This is a genomic window from Microbacterium sp. H83 (genome assembly GCF_001650405.1).
Classification (GTDB): domain Bacteria; phylum Actinomycetota; class Actinomycetes; order Actinomycetales; family Microbacteriaceae; genus Microbacterium.
The window spans coordinates 38,754-58,255 of the sequence record NZ_LWCU01000007.1 but is presented as its reverse complement, the minus strand read 5'-3'; the positions used below and the strand labels follow the sequence as shown (position 1 = coordinate 58,255).

The window sequence follows — 19,502 nt, the reverse complement described above, 5'->3', positions numbered from 1 at the left end:
GTCAGCTTTCATCCGTGCGGCGGAACGCGCGCAGCTGGAAGACGTTGATGACGATGAGGGTGAGCAGCACGATCACCGACAGCGCTCCCGCGATGCCGAGGCTGTTCTGCCCCTGGAAGGCGACGTTGTAGATCAGCTGCACGACCGTCATGGTGCTGTTGTCGGGGCCGCCCTTGGTGAGGATGTAGAACTGCTCGAACGCGAGCAGCGATCCCGTGACGCACATCACCGTGGTCAGAGCGAACGTGGGCTTGAGCAGCGGCACCGTGATGTCGCGGAACGTCTGCCACCGGCTCGCGCCGTCGATCCGGGCGGCCTCGTACACGTCGTCCGGAATGCCCTGCAGACCGACGAGCATCAGCAGCATGTAGAACCCCGCGTACCGCCACACGATGAGGAAGATCGTCGACCACAGCGCGCCCTCGGGGGTGCCGAGGAACGTGATGCCCCACGACGCCATGAGGTCGGCGAAGGGGCCGGCGATCGGCGAGTACAGCACGTAGAACAGCAGCGAGGCGGAGGCGAGGCCCAGTGCGCTCGGGATCAGGAACGCCGTGCGGAGGAACCCCTTCCACCGCGTCGACTCCTGCACGAGAAGGGCGAGTCCGAGCCCCAGGCCGATGAGGATCACGGTCGTGATGACGGTGTACAGCAGGGTGAAGCGGATGCTGTCCCAGAAGAGGCGGTGCGTGACGGCATCCGTGTAGTTCTCGGGGAAGTTGAGGCCGCGATTGCCGCTCAGCAGAGGCCAGTCGGATGCCGACATCTGGAGCACGAGCACGAGCGGGACCACGAACAGCAGGGCGACGAAGATCGCCGTCGGCGCGGCGTACAGCCAGCCCTGGACGGGCCCGCCGAATCCTGTCCGCGGTCTGCGGCGGCGCAGCGGAGGTGCGGCCTGGGTCATCTCGTCCTCTTTCGGGAAGGGTGAACGGGGGCGGGATGCGGGGCGGCGCTGAGCGCCGCCCCGCGATCGCTCGGGGTGGAGGGGATCACTGCGACAGGATCGCGGTGATCTCCTCGTTGTCGGCCGGCACGGAGTCCTCGCCGTTCAGCACGGCGTTGCGGATGAGGGTGAGCCACGGGCTGCCCGGGGCGTTGAACGCCTGCTGGAAGTTCAGCGCCACGGGGGTGTCGCCCTGGGCGGCGACCTCGTTGATCGTGACCAGACGCGGGTCGGCGGCGGCGTACTCGTTGTCGGCGAGGTCACCGCGGGAGATGGCGTTGCCGTCCTTCGCGAGCACCTCGACCTGGGCCTCCTCGGACATCATCCAGTTGAGGAAGTTCCAGGCCTGCGCGGCCTTCTTCGAGTCCTTCGAGACGCCGATCCCGTCGCCGCCGACGAAGGTCGAGGCGCCGCCGTCGACCCCGGGAATGCCGGCGACCCCGGCGTCGAACTCGAGGGAGGGCAGCAGCGTCGCGGGGAACGGCATGATGCCGACCTTGCCCTCGCTGAACGCGGCCGTCCACGTCGGGCCCGCCTCGTCGGTCGAGCTGGGGAGCACGGCCCCGGCCTCCTCGAGTCCTGCCCACGTGTCGTACACGGCCTGGGCCGAGTCGCCGTCGAGCAGGGACTCGGTGCCGTCGTCGCTCATGACCTCGTCGCCCGATGCCCAGATCGAGGGGAACCAGGTGAAGACCAGGCAGCCGCCGCAGTTGAGGCCGGTCGCGGTGCCGTAGGTGTCGGGCTTGTTCAGCGCCTGCACGGCCATGGCGGCATCGGCGAACTCCTCGAGCGTCGCGGGCGCCTTCTCGGGGTCGAGACCGGCCTCGGCGAAGAGCTCCTTGTTCCAGAACAGCATCGACAGGTCGAGCGCGAACGGCAGCACGTACTCGGCGTCGTCGACCGTGCCCGCGGACAGGTGTCCGGGGTTGATCTCGTCCTTGAAGTCGAGTCCGTCGATCTGCTCGGAGATGTCCTGGAACAGTCCCTGCTGCGCCCAGTTGGGCACGTAGACGATGTCGGCGGCGAACAGGTCGGGAAGTCCGCCGGATCCTGCGGCCGCTCCGACCTTGGCGACGTAGTCGTCGTTGGGGACGACCGTGAGCTCGACCTGGTTCTCGTGACTCGCGTTGTACGCGTCGACCAGCAGCTTGGCCTGGCGCTCGATGGGGGCGCGGGTCCACAGTGTGAGCGTCGTGCCGTCGTCGGTGCCCTCGGCGGTGATGGGCTCGTCGGAGCCCTCCGATGCGGCGGGTGCGCAGGCGGCGAGGCCGCCCGCGACGAGGCCGGCCGCGACGAGCGCGGCGGCGGCGCGCCGTGCGGCGCGGGAACGGGTGGTGTTCATGGAAGGAGCTCCTCTTGGCTCGTCTTCGAGCGGTGCGATGGGGCGCTTCGACACTGCAGCGCCGGGAGGGGGAGAACCGACTTTCCGAAATCTACGAAAAGCCTTTCGAGAAGGTATAGCGTGATTTCGACGAGGGCGTCAACCCTTGTTCCGATAACCTTTCAGCAACAGGGGAGAGCGATGAGCGACACGAACGGATCCCGGGCGGTGACCCTCGGAGACGTCGCCGCACGCGCCGGGGTGTCGATCTCGACGGCATCCAAGGCGCTCAATGACCGCGGCGATGTGTCGGCCAAGACTCGCGCGAAGGTGCAGGCGATCGCCGAGGAGCTGTCGTTCACGCCGAACGCGATGGCGCGAGGTCTGCTGGCCGGGCGCACCGGCACCGTCGGCCTGCTCACGAGCGACCTCGAGGGCCGCTTCATGATCCCGATCCTGATGGGCGCGGAGGACGCCTTCGGAGCCGGGCGCATCAACGTGTTCCTCTGCGATGCGCGCGGCGACGCGATCCGCGAGCAGCACCACCTCCGCGAGCTGCTCAGCCGCCGGGTCGACGGGATCATCGTGGTGGGGCGGCAGACCGATCCGCGGCCGTCGCTCGGTCAGGACATCCCCGTGCCGGTCGTCTACGCGTACGCCCCGTCGGACGATCCGAGCGATCTCTCGCTGACGCCCGACAACTACGCGGGCGGGCGTCTCGCGATCGAGCACCTGCTCTCGTGCGGCCGACGCCGCATCGCGCACATCTCGGGCGACCCCGCGTACGCCGCGGCTCAGGACCGCCTCGCGGGCGCCCGCGCGGCGCTCGGCGAGGCGGGGCTCGAGCTCGTCGGCGAGCCGATGTTCTCGGAGTGGACCGAGCACTGGGGGCGGGATGCCGCGGCGATGCTGCTGCAGCAGCATCCCGACATCGATGCGATCTTCTGCGGATCGGACCAGATCGCCCGTGGCGTGCTCGACTCGGCACGGGATCTCGGTCGCGGCGTCCCCGACGACCTCGCGGTGATCGGCTACGACAACTGGGAGGTCCTCGCGACGAACGCGCGTCCCGAGCTCACCAGCATCGACGCGAACCTGCAGCAGCTCGGGCGTCAGGCGGCGCTGCGGGTGTTCGACGCGATCGACGGGATCGACGTCGGCGAGGGCGCGCACCACCTGCCGGTGCGGCTCGTGATCCGGGGGTCGACGATCCCGCGGCGGTGACGCGTACCCGGCCGGTGCGGGACCGGGCAGCGATCAGACGTGGTCGCGCCAGGAGTGCTGCGGGTCGAACCCCAGGACGCGGCGGGCCTTGTCGATCGACAGCAGCGTCTCGTTCGGGGTGAACTCCCGCGCGACCGGCACGTCGGGGAAGACCTCGGCGAGCAGCTCGGCGTTCGGCCGCGACATGACCGTGTCGGCGGCCGCGATGATGAAGTTGTCGAACCCGGGAGCGGCGCTCTCGAGGGCGCGCTGCACGGCCTGGGCGCCGTCGCGGGCGTCGATGTAGCCCCAGAGGTTCCACTTGCGGCGCCGGGCGTCGGCGTCGAAGTCGGGGAACTCGGCATAGTCCTCCGGGTTCATGACGTTCGAGAAGCGCAGCGCCGTGATCGAGAGGTCGGGATGCCAGCGCACGAGCTCCCTCGCCAGCTGCTCCTCGAGCGTCTTGACCAGCGAGTAGACCGACTCCGGGCGTGCCGGATAGTCCTCGTCGACGGGCACGTAGGGCGGCGGCACGTCGAAGGGCAGGCCGAGCACGGTCTCGCTCGACGCGTAGACGATGCGGCGGATGCCGAGGCGCACGGCCGCCCAGAAGACGTTGAACGTGGCGGGCATGTTGTTGTGGAAAGTCGCCACGTCGCTGCGGATGCCGGGTGCCGGGATCGCCCCCAGGTGCACGACGGCGTCGATGCCGTCATGCCGGTCGCCGACAGCCGTGAACGCGTCGATGACCTGGCCGTAATCCGTGAGGTCGACCTGCACGAAGTCGGGGCCGCGGACGCCCGAGACGTCCATGCCGATGACCTCGTAGCCCTGGGCGCGGAGCTCCCGCGCGACGACGCTGCCGAGCTTGCCCGATGATCCGGTGAGTGCGATGCGCATGTCACCAGAGTGGCACGCCGAAGGGGGAGGCGGGCCGCTCCGCATACACTCGTCGGCGTGAGTGACATGAGCAGCCAGCCGCGACGGACCGTCGGAGTCCGCGATGTGGCGGCGCTCGCCGGGGTCTCTCGGCAGACGGTGTCACGAGTGCTCAACGACCATCCCGAGGTCGCGATCGAGACGCGGGAGCGGGTCGTCGCCGCGATGGACGAGCTCGGCTACCGCATGAACAACGCGGCGCGCGCCCTCGGCACTCGTCGGTCGCGCACGCTCGGCGTGCTCGCCTCGGACGCACTGCAGTACGGGCCGTCCCGCAGCATCGCGGCTCTCGAGGCATCGGCCCGGCGGTCGGGCTACTGGGTGAGCGCGGCATTCGCGGATGCGGGCGATGCGGACGCCGTCGTCGCCGCCGTCGACCACCTCGTGATGCAGGGGGTCGAGGGGATCGTCGTCGTCGCCCCGCACGCTCGCACGCTCGAGGCCCTGGACGCGCTGCGCATCGGGGTGCCCGTCGTGACGCTGCACTCGGCAGACCGCGGAGCGCGGGGCCTCTCGGTCGATCAGGCCGCCGGCGCCCGTCTCGCCGTCGCCGCGCTCGCCGATGCGGGGCACACGCGCATCGCGCATCTCGCCGGGCCCGCCGACTGGCTGGAGGCGGAATCCCGCGCGGACGGATTCGCGGCAGAGCTCGCCGCCCGCGGGCTGACGCCGGGACCGGTGATCGAGGGGGATTGGACCGCCGGCTCCGGGTACGCGGCGGTGGCCGAGGTGCGGGCATCCGGCGTCACCGCGGTCTTCGCAGCGAACGACCAGATGGCTCTCGGGCTGCTCGGCGGGTTGCACGAAGCGGGGCTCTCGGTGCCGGGCGACATCAGCGTGGTCGGGTTCGACGACATCCCGGACGCGGCGTACTACTGGCCGCAGCTCACCACCGTGCGACAGGACTTCGACGAGCTGGCCCGCCGCGCGGTCGCGGCGGCTCTGGCGGAGGGCGGGGTGGCGCCGGCATCCGACCTCGCGCCGGTCGCACCGGTGCTCGTGCGCCGTGACTCCGTCGCTCCGCCGCGCTGACCCTCCGCCGCTGCGCTGTTCACCACTCCGGCGCGATCACAATTCAGCAGGAGTCGGGCTGGCCGCGAGGCGGGCTCGCGTGATTCTGCGGTTTCGGGGGTCACGGCGACACGGCCGTGCTGAGTTGTGAACAGCGGCCGTCTGGTCCCCGTCGTCTTGACGCTCCGCCGCACCCCGTGACACACTGCTGTGACCGGTCACAGTGACCCCCGAGCACCCTGAGGTACCCGTGAGCAACGAAGCCCCCGCCGTCTCTGACGAGAACGTCTTCTCACCCGAGATCCATGCCGCGATCCGGGCCGTCCGCGCGGACGTCGCCCGACTGCACGCCGAGCTCGTGCGCTACGGCCTCGTCGTCTGGACCGGCGGCAACGTCTCGGGTCGCGTCCCGGGCGCCGATCTCTTCGTGATCAAGCCCTCGGGCGTCAGCTACGACGATCTCGCTCCCGAGAACATGATCCTGTGCGACCTCGACGGCGCCGTGATCCCGGGCACGCCCGGCAGCGACCGCTCTCCCTCGAGCGACACCGCGGCTCACGCCTACGTCTACCGCCACATGCCCGAGGTCGGCGGCGTCGTGCACACGCATTCGACGTACGCGGTCGCCTGGGCCGCGCGCGGCGAGGAGATCCCCTGCGTCATCACCGCCATGGCCGACGAGTTCGGCGGCCCGATCCCGGTGGGGCCGTTCGCGATCATCGGCGACGACTCGATCGGCCGCGGCATCGTCGAGACGCTGACCGGGCACCGCAGCCGCGCAGTCCTCATGCAGAACCACGGACCGTTCACGATCGGGGCGGACGCCAAGGATGCCGTGAAGGCCGCCGTCATGGTCGAGGACGTCGCGCGCACGGTGCACCTCGCCCGCGAGGCGGGACCGCTCGTCCCCATCCCGCAGGCCGCGATCGACAGCCTCTACGACCGCTACCAGAACGTCTACGGACAGAACTCGGACACCCGCCGATGACCGCGACCACCCCGACACAGGACATCGCCGACGGCCGCACGAGCCTCGGCATCGAGCTCGGCTCGACCCGCATCAAGGCCTGCCTGATCGGCTCTGACGCGACCCAGGTGCTCGCGACCGGATCGTTCTCGTGGGAGAACTCCTTCGTCGACGGCCTCTGGACCTACCCGATCGACGACGTGTGGGCCGGGCTCCAGGCCGCCTACGCCGACCTCGTCGCCGACGCCGAGCGCCGCCACGGCATCCGCCCCGAGACCTTCGGCGCGATCGGCATCTCGGCGATGATGCACGGATACCTCGCCTTCGATGCACAGGGCGAGCTGCTCGTGCCGTTCCGCACGTGGCGCAACACGAACACGGGCGCCGCGGCCGCAGAGCTCTCCGAGCTGCTCGGCGTGAACATCCCGCTGCGATGGTCGATCGCGCACCTGCATCAGGCGGTGATCGACGGCGAGGAGCACGTGCCTCGCATCGCCTCGGTCACGACGCTCGCCGGATACGTGCACGAGAGGCTGACCGGTGAACGCGTGCTGGGCGTCGGCGACGCCTCGGGCATGTTCCCGATCGACTCGACGACGGGAGACTGCGACGAGCGGATGCTGCAGGCGTACGATGCCCTCGCCGCAGACCGCCTTCCCGCTCCCGCGAGGGACCTCCTCCCGACTGTCCTCTCCGCCGGAGCCCCCGCCGGCGCGCTGAGCGATGAGGGCGCTCGTCTGCTTGACCCCACGGGCGCCCTGCGCTCCGGCATCCCGTTGTGCCCGCCCGAGGGCGATGCCGGCACCGGCATGGTCGCGACCAACTCGGTCGCCCCGCGCACCGGCAACGTGAGCGCGGGCACGAGCATCTTCGCGATGGTCGTGCTCGAGCGCCCGCTCGCCGAGCAGCACCATGAGCTCGACCTCGTCACGACCCCTGCAGGCGACGCGGTCGCGATGGTGCACTGCAACAACGGAGCGAGCGAGCTCGCCGCCTGGGCCGGTCTCTTCACTCGCTTTTCCGCGGCGGCCGGACAGCCGCTCGACGGCGACGCCGTGTTCGACGCGCTGTTCCGCGAAGCACTCGAGGGCGAAGCGGATGCCGGGGGCCTGCTCGCCTACAACCACCTCGCCGGAGAGCCGATCGCCGGGCTCACGGAGGGGCGACCGCTCGTCGTCCGCACCCCCGACAGCGCCTTCACGCTCGCGAACTTCATGCGCGCGCAGCTCTACGGGGTCTTCGGCACGCTGGCGCTCGGGATGCAGGTGCTCGCCGCAGAGGGCGTCGAACTCGACCGCATGTTCGCGCACGGCGGCATGTTCCGCACCGCCGGGGTCGCGCAGCGCTTCCTCGCGGGTGCGCTCGAGGCTCCGGTCGCGGTCGGCGAGCTCGCCGCGGAGGGGGGAGCGTGGGGCATCGCGGTGCTCGCCTCGTATCTCGCCCACGCCGACGTGGCGTCGCTCGGGGAGTACCTGGAGCGTGAGGTGTTCGCGACGGCATCCCTCTCCGTCGTCGATCCCGATCCCGCCGACGTCGTCGGCTTCGCCGCCTACCTCGACCGCTATCGCGCCGGCCTCGCCATCGAGTCCGCTGCGACCACCGCACTGTAAGCACGACCCGCACCGAAGGACTCCCATGCCGAAGCTCTCCACCTCCCTCGACGCCTACGAGGTCTGGTTCCTCACCGGCAGCCAGCACCTGTACGGGCCCGAAACCCTCGCGCAGGTCGCCGAGCAGTCGCAGGAGATCGCCCGCATCCTCGACGAGGCCGGCGAGGTCCCCGTGAAGATCGTCTGGAAGCCGGTGCTCACCGACTCTGCCGCGATCAAGCGCACGGCGCTCGAGGCGAACGCCGACGAGAGGGTCATCGGCCTCATCGCGTGGATGCACACGTTCAGCCCCGCCAAGATGTGGATCGCGGGTCTCGACGCGCTGCAGAAGCCGCTCGCGCACCTGCACACGCAGGCCAACGTCGAGCTGCCGTGGGCCGACATCGACTTCGACTTCATGAACCTCAACCAGGCGGCGCACGGCGACCGCGAGTTCGGGTACATCCAGACGCGGCTCGGCGTGCCGCGCAAGACCGTGGTCGGCCACGCGAGCGATCCGCGGGTCCGTCAGCAGATCGCGACCTGGCAGCGCGCCGCCGCCGGCCTCGCCGCCGCGCGCTCGCTGAAGCTCGCGCGGTTCGGCGACAACATGCGCTTCGTCGCCGTCACCGAGGGCGACAAGACCGAGGCCGAGCTGCGCTTCGGCGTGCAGGTCAACACGTGGGGCGTGAACGATCTGGCGGATGCCGTCGCCGCGGCATCCGCGTCGGAGATCGACGCCCTCGTGGCCGAGTACGAGGAGCTCTACGACGTCGCGCCCGAGCTGCGCGCGGGAGGCGAGCGTCACCCGTCGCTGCGCGACGGCGCGGCGATCGAGATCGGACTGCGCTCGTTCCTCGAAGAGGGCGGCTTCGGAGCCTTCACGACCTCGTTCGAGGACCTCGGCGCGCTGACGCAGCTGCCGGGACTGGCCGTGCAGCGGCTCATGGCCGAGGGCTACGGCTTCGGTGCCGAGGGCGACTGGAAGACCGCGATCCTCGTGCGCGTCGCGAACGTGATGGGCGCGGGCCTCCCCGGCGGCGCCAGCCTCATGGAGGACTACACCTACGACATGACTCCCGGCGACGAGCTGATCCTCGGGGCGCACATGCTCGAGGTGTCGCCGTCGCTCACGACCGCGAAGCCCACGCTCGAGATCCACCCGCTCGGGATCGGCGGCAAGGACGACCCTGTGCGCCTCGTCTTCACGGCCGACCCCGGTCCCGCGATCGTCGTGGCGCTGAGCGACATGCGCGACCGGTTCCGCCTGACCGCGAACGTGGTCGAGAACGTCGAGCCGCGCGCCGCGCTGCCGAAGCTCCCGGTCGGCCGCGCCGTGTGGAAGCCCGCCCCGGACTTCACCACCAGCGCCGCCGCCTGGCTGACCGCCGGTGCCGCGCACCACACGGTCATGTCGACCGCGGTCGGGCTCGAGGCGTTCCGCGACTTCGCCGAGATGGCCGAGGTCGAGCTGCTCGTGATCGACGAGGACACCACGCTGCCCGAGTTCCAGAGGCAGGTCCGCTGGAACCAGGCCTACTACCGACTCGCGCAGGGGCTGTGATGACGGCATCCGCGGCTCGTCCGCTGTCGGGTCGTCAGCTGCGCATCACCGCCGGCGGCTACGACGCCGTGATCGCGAGCGTCGGCGCCTCGCTGCGCTCGCTCACGTTCGAGGGACGCGACCTGGTCGTGCCGTTCGACGCCGACGAGGTGCGTCCGGCGTACCGCGGCGCGACTCTCGCCCCGTGGCCCAACCGCATCGTCGACGGTCGGTACACGTTCGGCGGCGTCGAGCACCGGCTCGCGCTGACCGAGCCCGAGCGCGGACAGGCCCTGCACGGCCTGCTCGCCTGGGCGGAGTTCGAGGACCGCCTCGTGCTCGACGACCGGATCGTGCTCGCGGCGGTGATCGAGCCGCAGACGGGCTACCCGTTCCGGGTCGAGGTCGAGGTCGAGTACCGCCTCGACGGCGACGGGCTGCAGCAGACGGTCACCGCGCACAACCTCGGGGCGGATACCGCGCCGTGGGGCACTGGACCGCATCCGTACCTCGTGGCCGGGCCGGGGCCGGTGGATGACTGGACGCTGACGCTGCCGGCATCCGAGGTCCTCACCGTCACCCCCGACCGGCTGAGCCCGGTCGCCGTGGAGGGCATCGACGAGCATCCGGAGTGGGACTTCCGCGCGGCGCGCCGCATCGGCGACGTCTTCATCGACCACGCCTTCACGAGGCTGGCGCGCGCGGGTGGGATCGCCGAGCTGCGGCTGACGTCGGGTGCCGGGACGGGCGTCGCGATTCGCTTCGACGAGCGCTGCCCGTGGGTGCAGGTGCACACGGCCGACACCCCCGAGGTGCCGGAGACGCACCGTCTCGGACTCGCCGTCGAGCCCATGACCTGCCCGCCGGATGCGTTCTCGACCGGGACGGACCTTGTGGTGCTCGAGCCGGGCGGGACGCACGCGGCATCCTGACGTATCGCCGCGATCTGAGGCGGGGCGGCGCGGGGGTGCGGTTCTTACCCCGCACCGACGCGAGGATGCGCGCGAGCGCTAGCGCGTGAGCCACCGTCGCAGCGACCGGGTGACGAACGGCAGCACCCAGTAGGCCATGATCGGCGTGAGCACGGCGGTCGTGATGAGCACTCGCAGCCAGATCGGCAGCTCGTTCCAGCCCGGAACCGGGCTCATCGCATATGTGAACGCGAGGTTCACCGGGAAGAAGCCGAGCCAGATCGAGACGGCCTGCTTCCAGCGCGGGGGAGTGCTCACCATCGCCACCGTGGTCGTCGTGCCGTCGGCGCGCGGGAGCGTGATCGTGTCGGTGGTCGGCTTGTCGAACCAGCCCTCGATGCCCGTTCGGCGATGCACGTGCTCGCTGCGCACGAACTGCTCGCCCGTCGACTTCCACCACCCGCGCTCGTCGGACTGCTCCCACGCGATCAGCGACTTCTCGTCGGAGAACCGGTAGAGCATGTGCCACACGTGCGAGTCCTCGCCGTCGCGCACCCAGCCGGAGCCGAGGAAGCCCGGATACCGGTTGGCCAGATTCACCCCGGTCTGCACCCAGGCGGTGGCCTGGGCGACGTGCTCGGGATCGACCTCGCGGCGGATGGAGACGGTGATGGGTTCGCTGGACATGGTGGGTCCTCGGAGAGAGCGCAGCCCGGATCGCGGGCATGTGGGGCGGGGATGCGCCAGGGTCGCGGCGCATCGACCATTGTATTTCGGATGCCGCAGCGGAGGATCCCGCGGACGGATGGACGTCGCTCGGTCGGATGCCGGAGATCCGTCCGCGGGAAGAGCAGAAGGCCGAGGGCGGGTGGCGGAGTGAGAATGGACCCATGAGCACGCGCAGCGAAGCCGTCCTGATCGATGTCGTCCGCACGCCCGTGGGCCGTGGCAAGCCGGGCGGGATCCTGTCGGGCGTCCACCCCGTCGACCTCGCGGCGGGCGTGCTCGCGGCGATCCTCGACCGCAGCGGCCTCGAGTCCGCGCAGATCGACGACGTGCTGCTCGGCTGCGTGAGCCAGGTCGGCGACCAGTCGTCGAACATCGCGCGACAGGCCGTGCTCGCCGCGGGCTTCGACGAGAGCGTGCCGGCCGCGACGATCGACCGGCAGTGCGGGTCGAGCCAGCAGGCCGTGCACTTCGCCGCCCAGGGGATCATCGCCGGCGCCTACGACGCGGTGATCGTCGGCGGGGTCGAGTCGATGAGCCGAGTGCCGCTGGGGTCGTCGGCCGCCGGCGGCAGTCCGATGTCACCGCGCCTGCGCGAGCGCTACCCCGACGGCCTGGTCAACCAGGGCGTCTCGGCCGAGCTCATCGCGCACCGGTGGGGCCTGGATCGCGACGCCCTCGACGCGTACGCCGCGGAGTCGCACCGCCGCGCGGCGGCCGCCTGGGACGAGGGGTTCTTCGACCGCACGGCGATCGGAGTCGCGGAGGCGCCGGATGCCGTGCGCGACGAGACCGTGCGCGACGGCACGACGGCATCCGGTCTCGCGGGTCTGCAGCCCGCGTTCCGCACGGATGCGCTCGCCGCCCGCTTTCCCGAGCTCGACTGGCGGATCACTCCGGGGAACTCCTCGCCGCTCACCGACGGGGCATCCGCCGCACTGCTGATGAGCGCGGACCGGGCGGAGGCGCTCGGGCTGACGCCGCGCGCGCGGTTCCACGCGTTTACGGTCATCGGCGACGATCCGCTGATGATGCTCACGGGACCGATCCCGGCGACGCGTCGGATCCTCGATCGCACCGGACTCTCGATCGACGACCTCGACGCGTACGAGGTCAACGAGGCCTTCGCGTCGGTGCCGCTGGCATGGGCGGCCGAGGTCGGGGCGGATGCCGAGCGGCTCAATCCCCGCGGCGGCGCGATCGCCCTCGGACACGCGCTGGGCTCGTCCGGCACGCGGCTGCTCGGCACCCTGGTCGATCAGCTCGATGCCGTCGGCGGCCGGTACGGACTGCAGACGATGTGCGAGGGCGGCGGCATGGCCAACGCCACGATCCTCGAGCGGCTCTAGGACGCTGCCGGCGTTCGAATCGCGCACGTGCAGAGCGAGCGATTCCACCGGCGGGCGACAGAGAAGACCCCCGCCGACCCGATTCGGCGGGGGTCTTCGCGGTGTGTCACCGCTACGGGAGCAGACGCTCACCGTGTCGCACGGAAGACGCGACTACCCGATCCGGTCTGAGTCTCTGTGTCCGCGCTCCTGCAGTTGTACCCGGTGAAGGTGTCCGGCCGGTGAACGAGGCGGGAACACGAGCGATGGCGATCGGCCCGAACCGAATCGCCTCCCCGGGACCGCTGCCTTCGCAGCCGTCCCGCCATGAGCAGATGTATGGATGCCCTAGTAAATGGCGGGATGCCGAAGTATCATCGTCATAGTGCCAAAGACGGCGCGAAGGGACATCGCACAATGACTCGTACCATCCCCCATGTCGTAGGCGGATCGCTGCTCACCCCCGACAGCGGACGCTTCGCAGACGTGTTCGATCCGAGCACCGGATCCGTGCAGGCGCGCGTGCCGCTCGCGTCCGCCGAGGAGGTCTCGCGAGTGATCGCGAACGCTCACGACGCGCAGGCCGAGTGGGCGGCGACGAATCCGCAGAAGCGTGCCCGCGTGCTCCTGCGGTTCCTCGACCTCGCGCAGCGGGAGATGACGTCGCTCGCCGAGCTGCTCGCCAGCGAGCACGGCAAGACGGTCGACGACGCCAAGGGCGACATCCAGCGCGGGCTCGAGGTCATCGAGTTCTCGGCGGGCGCGCCGCACCTGCTCAAGGGCGAGTACTCGACGGGCGCGGGGGCGGGCATCGACGTGTACTCGATGCGGCAGCCGCTCGGCGTGGTCGCGGCGATCACCCCGTTCAACTTCCCGGCCATGATCCCGCTGTGGAAGGCCGGCCCCGCACTCGCGGCCGGCAACGCCGTGGTCCTCAAGCCCAGCGAGCGCGACCCGTCGGTGCCGGTGCAGCTGGCCGAGCTGTTCCTCGAGGCGGGGCTTCCCGCCGGAGTCCTCAACGTCGTGCACGGCGACAAGGAGGCCGTCGACGCGCTGCTGACGGACGACCGCATCCGCGCGGTCGGCTTCGTGGGATCGACGCCGATCGCCGAGTACATCTACTCGACCGCGGCCGCGCACGGCAAGCGGGCGCAGTGCTTCGGCGGCGCGAAGAACCACATGATCGTGATGCCCGATGCCGATCTCGACCAGGCGGTCGACGCGCTGATCGGCTCCGGGTACGGATCGGCGGGGGAGCGCTGCATGGCCATCTCGGTCGCCGTGCCGGTCGGGCAGCAGACGGCGGATGCTCTGGCCGCGAAGCTCACCGAGCGCGTGGCCCAGCTGCGGGTAGGCCCGTCGCTCGCGAAGGACGTCGACTACGGTCCGCTCGTCACCCGGGCGGCCGTCGAGCGTGTCGAGGGGTACATCCAGCAGGGCGTCGACGAAGGAGCCACGCTGCTCGCCGACGGTCGCGGCTTCACGGTCGACGGACACGAGAGCGGCTTCTACCTCGGTCCGACGCTGTTCGATCACGTCACGACGGACATGGCGATCTACCGAGAGGAGATCTTCGGCCCGGTCCTGGTGATCGCGCGTGCGGCCGACTACGAGGAGGCGCTGCGGATGGCCTCCGAGCACGAGTACGGCAACGGCGTCGCGATCTTCACGCGCGACGGCGACGCCGCCCGCGACTTCGCCGCGCGCGTCGAGGTCGGCATGGTCGGCGTCAACGTCCCGATCCCCGTGCCGATCGCGTATTACACGTTCGGCGGATGGAAGCGGTCGGGCTTCGGCGACCTGAACCAGCACGGCGCCGACGCCTTCCGCTTCTACACGAAGACGAAGACCGTGACGAGCCGATGGCCCTCGGCCGGCATCCGCGACGGCGCCAGCTTCGTCATCCCCACCATGCACTAGGAGTCCCGATGTCCGACACGATCACCGTCACCACCACCGCCGAGGAGCGCGAGGCGATCCTCGACGCCGTGCGCGATTTCGCCGAGATCGAGCTCGCCCCGTTCGCCGCGGAGCGCGACGAGAAGCACCTCTTCCCCCGCGAGTCCCTCGGCAAGGGCGGCGAGCTGGGCCTCGGCGGGATCTACGTGCGGGAGGACTTCGGCGGCACGGCGCTGAGCCGCCTCGACTCCGTCGCGATATTCGAGGAGCTCGCCCAGGGCGATCCCGCCGTCGCCGCGTACATCTCGATCCACAACATGGTGGTGTGGATGATCGACACCTACGGCGACGACGCGCAACGCTCCGAATGGGTGCCCCGGCTCACCTCGATGCGGGAGTTCGGCGGCTACTGCCTCACCGAACCCGGCGCGGGATCCGACGCGGCGAACATCGCCACGAGCGCTGTGCGCGACGGCGACGACTACGTGCTCACCGGTGTGAAGCAGTTCATCTCCGGTGCCGGAGAAGCCGCCGTCTACGTGGTGATGGCCCGCACCGGGGAGCCCGGCGCCCGCGGGATCAGCGCCTTCCTCGTGCCGGGGGACACCGAGGGCCTGAGCTTCGGCCCACCCGAGAAGAAGATGGGCTGGCATGCCCAGCCCACGCGCCAGGTCATCATGGACGGGGCGCGGGTGCCGGCATCCGCTCTGCTCGGCGACGAAGGGCGCGGCTTCGCGATCGCGATGTCGGCGCTGAACGGCGGACGCCTCAACATCGCCGCCTGCTCGCTGGGCGGAGCGCAGTGGGCGCTCGACCGGGCCGTGCAGTACGTGCACGAGCGCGTCGCCTTCGGTGAGCCGCTGGCCGAGAAGCAGTCGATCCTCTTCGCGATCGCCGACATGCGCACCGACCTGCAGGCCGCGCGGCTCATGATCCGAGACGGCGCGCGGGCGGTCGACGAGAAGGCGCCGGATGCGACGATGCGCTGCGCGATGGCCAAGCGCTTCGCGACGGATGCCGCCTTCGACGTCGCCAACCGGGCGCTGCAGCTGCACGGCGGATACGGGTATCTGCAGGACTACGGCATCGAGCGCGTCGTCCGCGACCTGCGCGTGCATCAGATCCTCGAGGGGACGAACGAGATCATGCGGCTCATCGTCGGACGCGAGATGCTGCGCCCGTCCGGGTCGCAGTCGCTCCAGCGAAGCGGCGGAAGCCCGATGAGGAGCGCGTCATGAGCACGGCATCCGTCGGGGTGCGGGTCGCGTTCCTCGGTCTCGGGCACATGGGGCTGCCGATGGCGAGGAACCTCGTCGCCGCCGGATACGAGGTGCACGGCTTCGACCTCGTCCCGTCGGCCGTCGAGGCGGCGGAGGCCGCCGGCATCCCCGTCGCGGAGAGCGGGGCGGATGCCGTCGCCACGGCCGACGTCGTCATCACGATGTTCCCCGCCGGACGCCATGTGCTCGACGCGTACCGCACCGAGCTGCTCGCCGCGGCCCGTGCGGACACCCTGTTCATCGAATCGTCGACCATCGCCGTCGACGAGGCCCGCGCCGCCCATGCGCTCGCGCTCGCCGCGGGGCACCGCAACATCGACGCCCCGGTGTCCGGCGGGGTCGTCGGCGCCGAGAACGGGACCCTGGCATTCATGGTCGGCGGCTCCGACGAGGACTTCGCGGCCGCGCTGCCGCTGCTCGAGGTGATGGGGCGGAGGATCGTGCACTGCGGCGGCCCGGGTCTCGGCCAGGCGGCGAAGGTCTGCAACAACATGGTGCTGGCCGTGTCGCAGATCGCCGTCGCCGAGGCGTTCGTGCTGGGAGAGCGGCTCGGGCTCGAACACCAGGCGCTGTTCGACGTCGTCTCCCAGGCCTCCGGTCAGTGCTGGTCGATCAGCACGAACTGCCCGGTGCCGGGGCCGGTCCCGACGAGTCCGGCGAACCGCGACTACCAGCCGGGCTTCGCGGGGGCGCTCATGGCGAAGGACCTCGGGCTCGCGCTGCAGGCGATCGAGCAGACGTCGACGGATGCCCGGATGGGGCGTCTCGCGCAGGAGCTGTACGCCGCGTTCGCCGCGGGCGAGGGCGCTGCCCGGGACTTCTCGGGGATCATCACCGACATCCGAGACGGATCGATCGGCCGGTGAGTGGTCGTCCTCCTGCAGTCTGCCCCGCTCTGCTGACGCTGTCCCGTTCCGCGAACCCTTTCCGCGGATTCGTCCGCCGATCGGGACGTCGTGTGCAGAACGGGCAGAGGTCGGATGCCGGACACGGCGCGACATACTGAGATGACCACGACGGAGAGGGCCCACCATGACCGAGTACGAGACGATCCTGGTCGAGCAGCGCGGACGCGTCGGCTGGATCACCCTGAACCGGCCGCAGGCGCTGAACGCGCTGAACAGTCGGCTCGCCGAGGAGATCACCGCCGCGGCTCGGGCGTTCGACCTCGATGACGGCGTCGGCGCGATCGTCGTCACCGGCTCCGAGAAGGCCTTCGCCGCGGGAGCCGACATCAAGGAGATGGAGGGCATGTCGGCGGCCGAGATGCTCGACACCGACCACTTCGGCATCTGGCACGAGTTCGCGGCGGTGCGCACCCCCGTGATCGCCGCCGTGTCGGGCTTCGCTCTGGGCGGCGGCTGCGAGCTCGCGATGATGTGCGACATCATCCTCGCGGCCGACACCGCGAAGTTCGGGCAGCCCGAGATCACCCTCGGCGTGATCCCGGGCATGGGGGGCACGCAGCGGCTCATCCGAGCGGTCGGGTACTACAAGACCGCGGAGCTCGTGCTGTCCGGCCGCCTGATGGACGCCGCGGAGGCGGAGCGCTCCGGTCTCGTGTCGCGCGTCGTGCCGGCAGCCGACCTGCTCACGGAGGCGTCGACGCTCGCCGACACGATCGCCGCGAAGTCGCTGCCGTCGCTGTTCGCCGCGAAGGCCGCGCTCGACGCCGCGATGGAGACGACCCTCGCCGACGGCCTGGCGCACGAGAAGCATGCGTTCGCCGCGCTGTTCGACACCCTCGATCAGAAGGAGGGCATGGCGGCCTTCCGGGAGAAGCGTGCGCCGGACTTCCAGAACCGCTGAGCCTGCTGAGCCGTCGTGCACAACTCAGCACGATCGGCCCGATTCCGGTCATGACAGGGCCGCGCGACGGGCAGACGGCGCATTCGTGCTGACTACCGCACGGCGCACGGCCGAGAGGTCAGCCGCGCAGCGACTCGACGATCTTCTCGACGCGGCGGTCGCGGGTGGCGTCCTGCTTCGCCTCGGCGACCGACCGGGCGTGCTCCTTGCGCGTCGAGTACGACAGCGCGTCGAAGGCGGCACGCAGGCCAGGATCGGCATCGAGCGCGTCGGCCAGGGCGGGCGGGACCTCGACGGCGCGTTCGGCGGCATCCACGGCGATGACGGCGTCGACCTCCTGGCCGATCTCGACGCCGAGATCCGCCCGCACGGCTTTGCTGAACCCGATCATGTTCTGACCGCCCATGCGGGCGAGCCGGAGTCGCGCCGTCCTGCCGTCGATCGTGACGGCGACGGGGAACGCCTTGCCGGCCCCGAACGAGGCGACCTGCTCGTCGGTGAGGATGATCGCCGCCGCGGGGCCGCGGCCCTCGAGAGTCGTGTGCAGTCGCAGTTCGCTCATGCGGGCAGTGTACGCCCGGGCCCCTCGAGCACGAAGCGGGCCATGTCAGAGCGGATCGGGCTGGGGGCGCGGGTCGGCGAAGTCGCCGGCGTCCTTGCGCAGACGTGCGACGATCGCGACGAGCTCTGCGGCGTCGGCGTCGCTGAGGCCGGGCGCGGCGAACACGTCGGCGTTCAGCGCCGTGGTCGCCCGGTCGACGAGCTCGCGGCCGGAATCGGTCAGCACGAGCAGCGCCGCACGACCGTCGTGCGGGTGCGGCTCGCGGACGACGAAGCCATCGCGGACGAGGCGCTCGGCCGTGCTGGTGACGGTCGTCGCATGCACCTGCAGTCGGGCGACGACGCTCGAGAGCGGGAGGCGTCCCGAGCGGCTGAAGGCCAGCAGGCGCAGCATCTCGTAGCGGGCGAAGCTCAGCGCGAACGGCTTCAGCGCGGCATCCACCCGCGCCAACAGCAGCTGCTGGGCCCGCATCACGGAGGTGACGACGGTCATGCCGTCGGCGGCATCCGTCCATCCGTGCGCGATCCACTGCCGCTTCGCCTCGGCGAGCGGATCCACGGGCAGCGGGCGGGGTCGGACCACGCTTCTACGGTAGGGCATGAGGGGCGTCCCCGGTGCTGATCCCCAGTTGCGCGCACGATGGTACTGAGTATCAAGGGACTAGAATCGAGGCAGTCGTGAGGAGCAATCGATGAAGATCGTCGTCCTGGTCAAAGAGGTGCCCGACACCTACGGCGACCGCAAGCTGGATCTCGAGACCGGACTCGCCGACCGCGGCGCCGGCGACGTGGTGCTCGACGAGATCACCGAGCGCGCGCTCGAGGTCGCGCTGGCGCATGCCGACACGAACGAGGGCACCGAGGTGGTCGCGCTGACCATGGCTCCGGAGGGGTCCACCGCATCCGTGCGCCGTGCTCTCGCGATCGGCGCCGGCTCGGCCCTGCACGTCGCCGACGAACAGCTCGTCGGCGCCGACCTGGGGCTCACCGCCGAGGTCCTGGCGGCGGCGATCCGTCGCATCGGGCCGGATCTCGTGATCACCGGCAACCTCTCGACCGACGGGTCGGGAGGCGTCATGCCCGCGATGATCGCCGAGCACCTGGGCTGGGCGCACGCCTCGGCGCTCGCCGCGGTCGAGATCACCGCCGAGGGGATCACGGGCACGCGAGGGGCGGATGCCGGTGCGCAGCCGATCTCGGCATCGCTCCCGGTCGTGCTCTCGATCACCGAGGCTCTTCCGGATGCCCGCTTCCCGAACTTCAAGGGCATCATGGCGGCGAAGAAGAAGCCGCTCGAGGTGCTCTCGCTCGAAGACCTCGACGTCTCGGCCGACCCGTCGATCGCGCCGCGCTCGATCATGATCGCCGTCTCCGAGAAGCCGCCGCGCGCCGCGGGAGTCAAGATCGTCGACGAGGGCGATGCCGCCGACAAGCTCGTCGACTTCCTCGTGCAGAACAGGCTGGTGTGA

At 70.6% G+C, this 19,502-nt stretch carries 18 protein-coding genes; 12 read left to right on the top strand and 6 right to left on the bottom strand.

Going from position 1 to position 19,502, the window contains the following annotated elements; genetic code table 11:
* Nucleotide 1: 1 nt before the first annotated feature.
* Nucleotides 2-907 carry a carbohydrate ABC transporter permease gene (locus A4X16_RS04170; protein WP_067116811.1) on the bottom strand — a complete coding sequence of 302 codons (906 nt, stop codon included), beginning with the start codon at nt 905-907 and terminating at the stop codon, nt 2-4.
* Between the two features lie 85 nt (nt 908-992).
* Nucleotides 993-2,288 (bottom strand): ABC transporter substrate-binding protein, encoded by a 1,296-nt coding sequence (locus tag A4X16_RS04165; RefSeq protein ID WP_067116808.1) that lies wholly within the window; start codon nt 2,286-2,288, stop codon nt 993-995.
* 180 nt (nt 2,289-2,468) lie between these two features.
* Here A4X16_RS04165 and A4X16_RS04160 point away from each other — a divergent pair, with 180 nt between their 5' ends.
* Complete coding sequence (locus tag A4X16_RS04160) at nt 2,469-3,491, top strand: LacI family DNA-binding transcriptional regulator (protein WP_067116805.1); 1,023 nt, start codon at nt 2,469-2,471, stop codon at nt 3,489-3,491.
* A 33-nt stretch (nt 3,492-3,524) separates the two neighbouring features.
* On the opposite strand, the gene A4X16_RS04155 is transcribed toward A4X16_RS04160, so the two are convergent.
* Nucleotides 3,525-4,370 carry an NAD-dependent epimerase/dehydratase family protein gene (locus tag A4X16_RS04155; RefSeq protein ID WP_067116802.1) on the bottom strand — a complete coding sequence of 282 codons (846 nt, stop codon included), beginning with the start codon at nt 4,368-4,370 and terminating at the stop codon, nt 3,525-3,527.
* A gap of 66 nt (nt 4,371-4,436) precedes the next feature.
* Between A4X16_RS04155 and A4X16_RS04150 the strand changes: the two genes are divergently transcribed.
* From A4X16_RS04150 to A4X16_RS04130, 5 genes are all read left to right on the top strand, one after another.
* On the top strand, nt 4,437-5,441 hold the full coding sequence (locus A4X16_RS04150; protein WP_067116799.1) for a LacI family DNA-binding transcriptional regulator: 1,005 nt from the start codon (nt 4,437-4,439) through the stop codon (nt 5,439-5,441).
* 229 nt (nt 5,442-5,670) lie between these two features.
* Entirely contained in the window at nt 5,671-6,408 is a 738-nt protein-coding gene (locus A4X16_RS04145) for an L-ribulose-5-phosphate 4-epimerase (RefSeq protein WP_442922899.1), read from the top strand.
* Nucleotides 6,405-7,997, top strand: a complete 1,593-nt coding sequence (locus A4X16_RS04140; RefSeq protein ID WP_067116796.1) for a xylulokinase — start codon at nt 6,405-6,407, stop codon at nt 7,995-7,997. The genes A4X16_RS04145 and A4X16_RS04140 overlap by 4 nt, the downstream gene beginning before the upstream one ends.
* A gap of 25 nt (nt 7,998-8,022) precedes the next feature.
* Nucleotides 8,023-9,540, top strand: coding sequence for an L-arabinose isomerase (araA, locus tag A4X16_RS04135; protein ID WP_067116793.1), 1,518 nt, complete (start codon nt 8,023-8,025; stop codon nt 9,538-9,540).
* On the top strand, nt 9,540-10,451 hold the full coding sequence (locus A4X16_RS04130; RefSeq protein ID WP_067116790.1) for an aldose 1-epimerase family protein: 912 nt from the start codon (nt 9,540-9,542) through the stop codon (nt 10,449-10,451). The genes araA and A4X16_RS04130 overlap by 1 nt, the downstream gene beginning before the upstream one ends.
* A 78-nt stretch (nt 10,452-10,529) precedes the next feature.
* Here A4X16_RS04130 and A4X16_RS04125 read toward each other — a convergent pair whose 3' ends face one another.
* Complete coding sequence (locus A4X16_RS04125; protein ID WP_067116787.1) at nt 10,530-11,117, bottom strand: antibiotic biosynthesis monooxygenase; 588 nt, start codon at nt 11,115-11,117, stop codon at nt 10,530-10,532.
* Nucleotides 11,118-11,320: 203 nt separating this feature from the next.
* Between A4X16_RS04125 and A4X16_RS04120 the strand changes: the two genes are divergently transcribed.
* The 5 genes from A4X16_RS04120 to A4X16_RS04100 all read left to right on the top strand — a co-directional run bounded on the left by A4X16_RS04120 (nt 11,321) and on the right by A4X16_RS04100 (nt 17,472).
* Complete coding sequence (locus A4X16_RS04120) at nt 11,321-12,505, top strand: thiolase family protein (protein WP_067116913.1); 1,185 nt, start codon at nt 11,321-11,323, stop codon at nt 12,503-12,505.
* Between the two features lie 396 nt (nt 12,506-12,901).
* A complete protein-coding gene (locus A4X16_RS04115; RefSeq protein WP_067116784.1) occupies nt 12,902-14,404 on the top strand; it encodes a CoA-acylating methylmalonate-semialdehyde dehydrogenase in 1,503 nt (500 codons plus the stop codon).
* Between the two features lie 8 nt (nt 14,405-14,412).
* On the top strand, nt 14,413-15,621 hold the full coding sequence (locus A4X16_RS04110) for an acyl-CoA dehydrogenase family protein (protein ID WP_067116781.1): 1,209 nt from the start codon (nt 14,413-14,415) through the stop codon (nt 15,619-15,621).
* Nucleotides 15,618-16,529 carry a 3-hydroxyisobutyrate dehydrogenase gene (gene mmsB, locus A4X16_RS04105; RefSeq protein WP_067116777.1) on the top strand — a complete coding sequence of 304 codons (912 nt, stop codon included), beginning with the start codon at nt 15,618-15,620 and terminating at the stop codon, nt 16,527-16,529. The genes A4X16_RS04110 and mmsB overlap by 4 nt, the downstream gene beginning before the upstream one ends.
* 166 nt (nt 16,530-16,695) lie before the next feature.
* On the top strand, nt 16,696-17,472 hold the full coding sequence (locus tag A4X16_RS04100; protein WP_067116774.1) for an enoyl-CoA hydratase-related protein: 777 nt from the start codon (nt 16,696-16,698) through the stop codon (nt 17,470-17,472).
* Between the two features lie 118 nt (nt 17,473-17,590).
* On the opposite strand, the gene A4X16_RS04095 is transcribed toward A4X16_RS04100, so the two are convergent.
* Both A4X16_RS04095 and A4X16_RS04090 read right to left on the bottom strand, forming a co-directional pair.
* Nucleotides 17,591-18,034 (bottom strand): YdeI/OmpD-associated family protein, encoded by a 444-nt coding sequence (locus A4X16_RS04095; RefSeq protein WP_067116771.1) that lies wholly within the window; start codon nt 18,032-18,034, stop codon nt 17,591-17,593.
* Nucleotides 18,035-18,079: 45 nt separating this feature from the next.
* Nucleotides 18,080-18,616 (bottom strand): MarR family winged helix-turn-helix transcriptional regulator, encoded by a 537-nt coding sequence (locus tag A4X16_RS04090; RefSeq protein WP_082914259.1) that lies wholly within the window; start codon nt 18,614-18,616, stop codon nt 18,080-18,082.
* A gap of 109 nt (nt 18,617-18,725) precedes the next feature.
* Between A4X16_RS04090 and A4X16_RS04085 the strand changes: the two genes are divergently transcribed.
* Nucleotides 18,726-19,502, top strand: coding sequence for an electron transfer flavoprotein subunit beta/FixA family protein (locus A4X16_RS04085; RefSeq protein ID WP_067116765.1), 777 nt, complete (start codon nt 18,726-18,728; stop codon nt 19,500-19,502).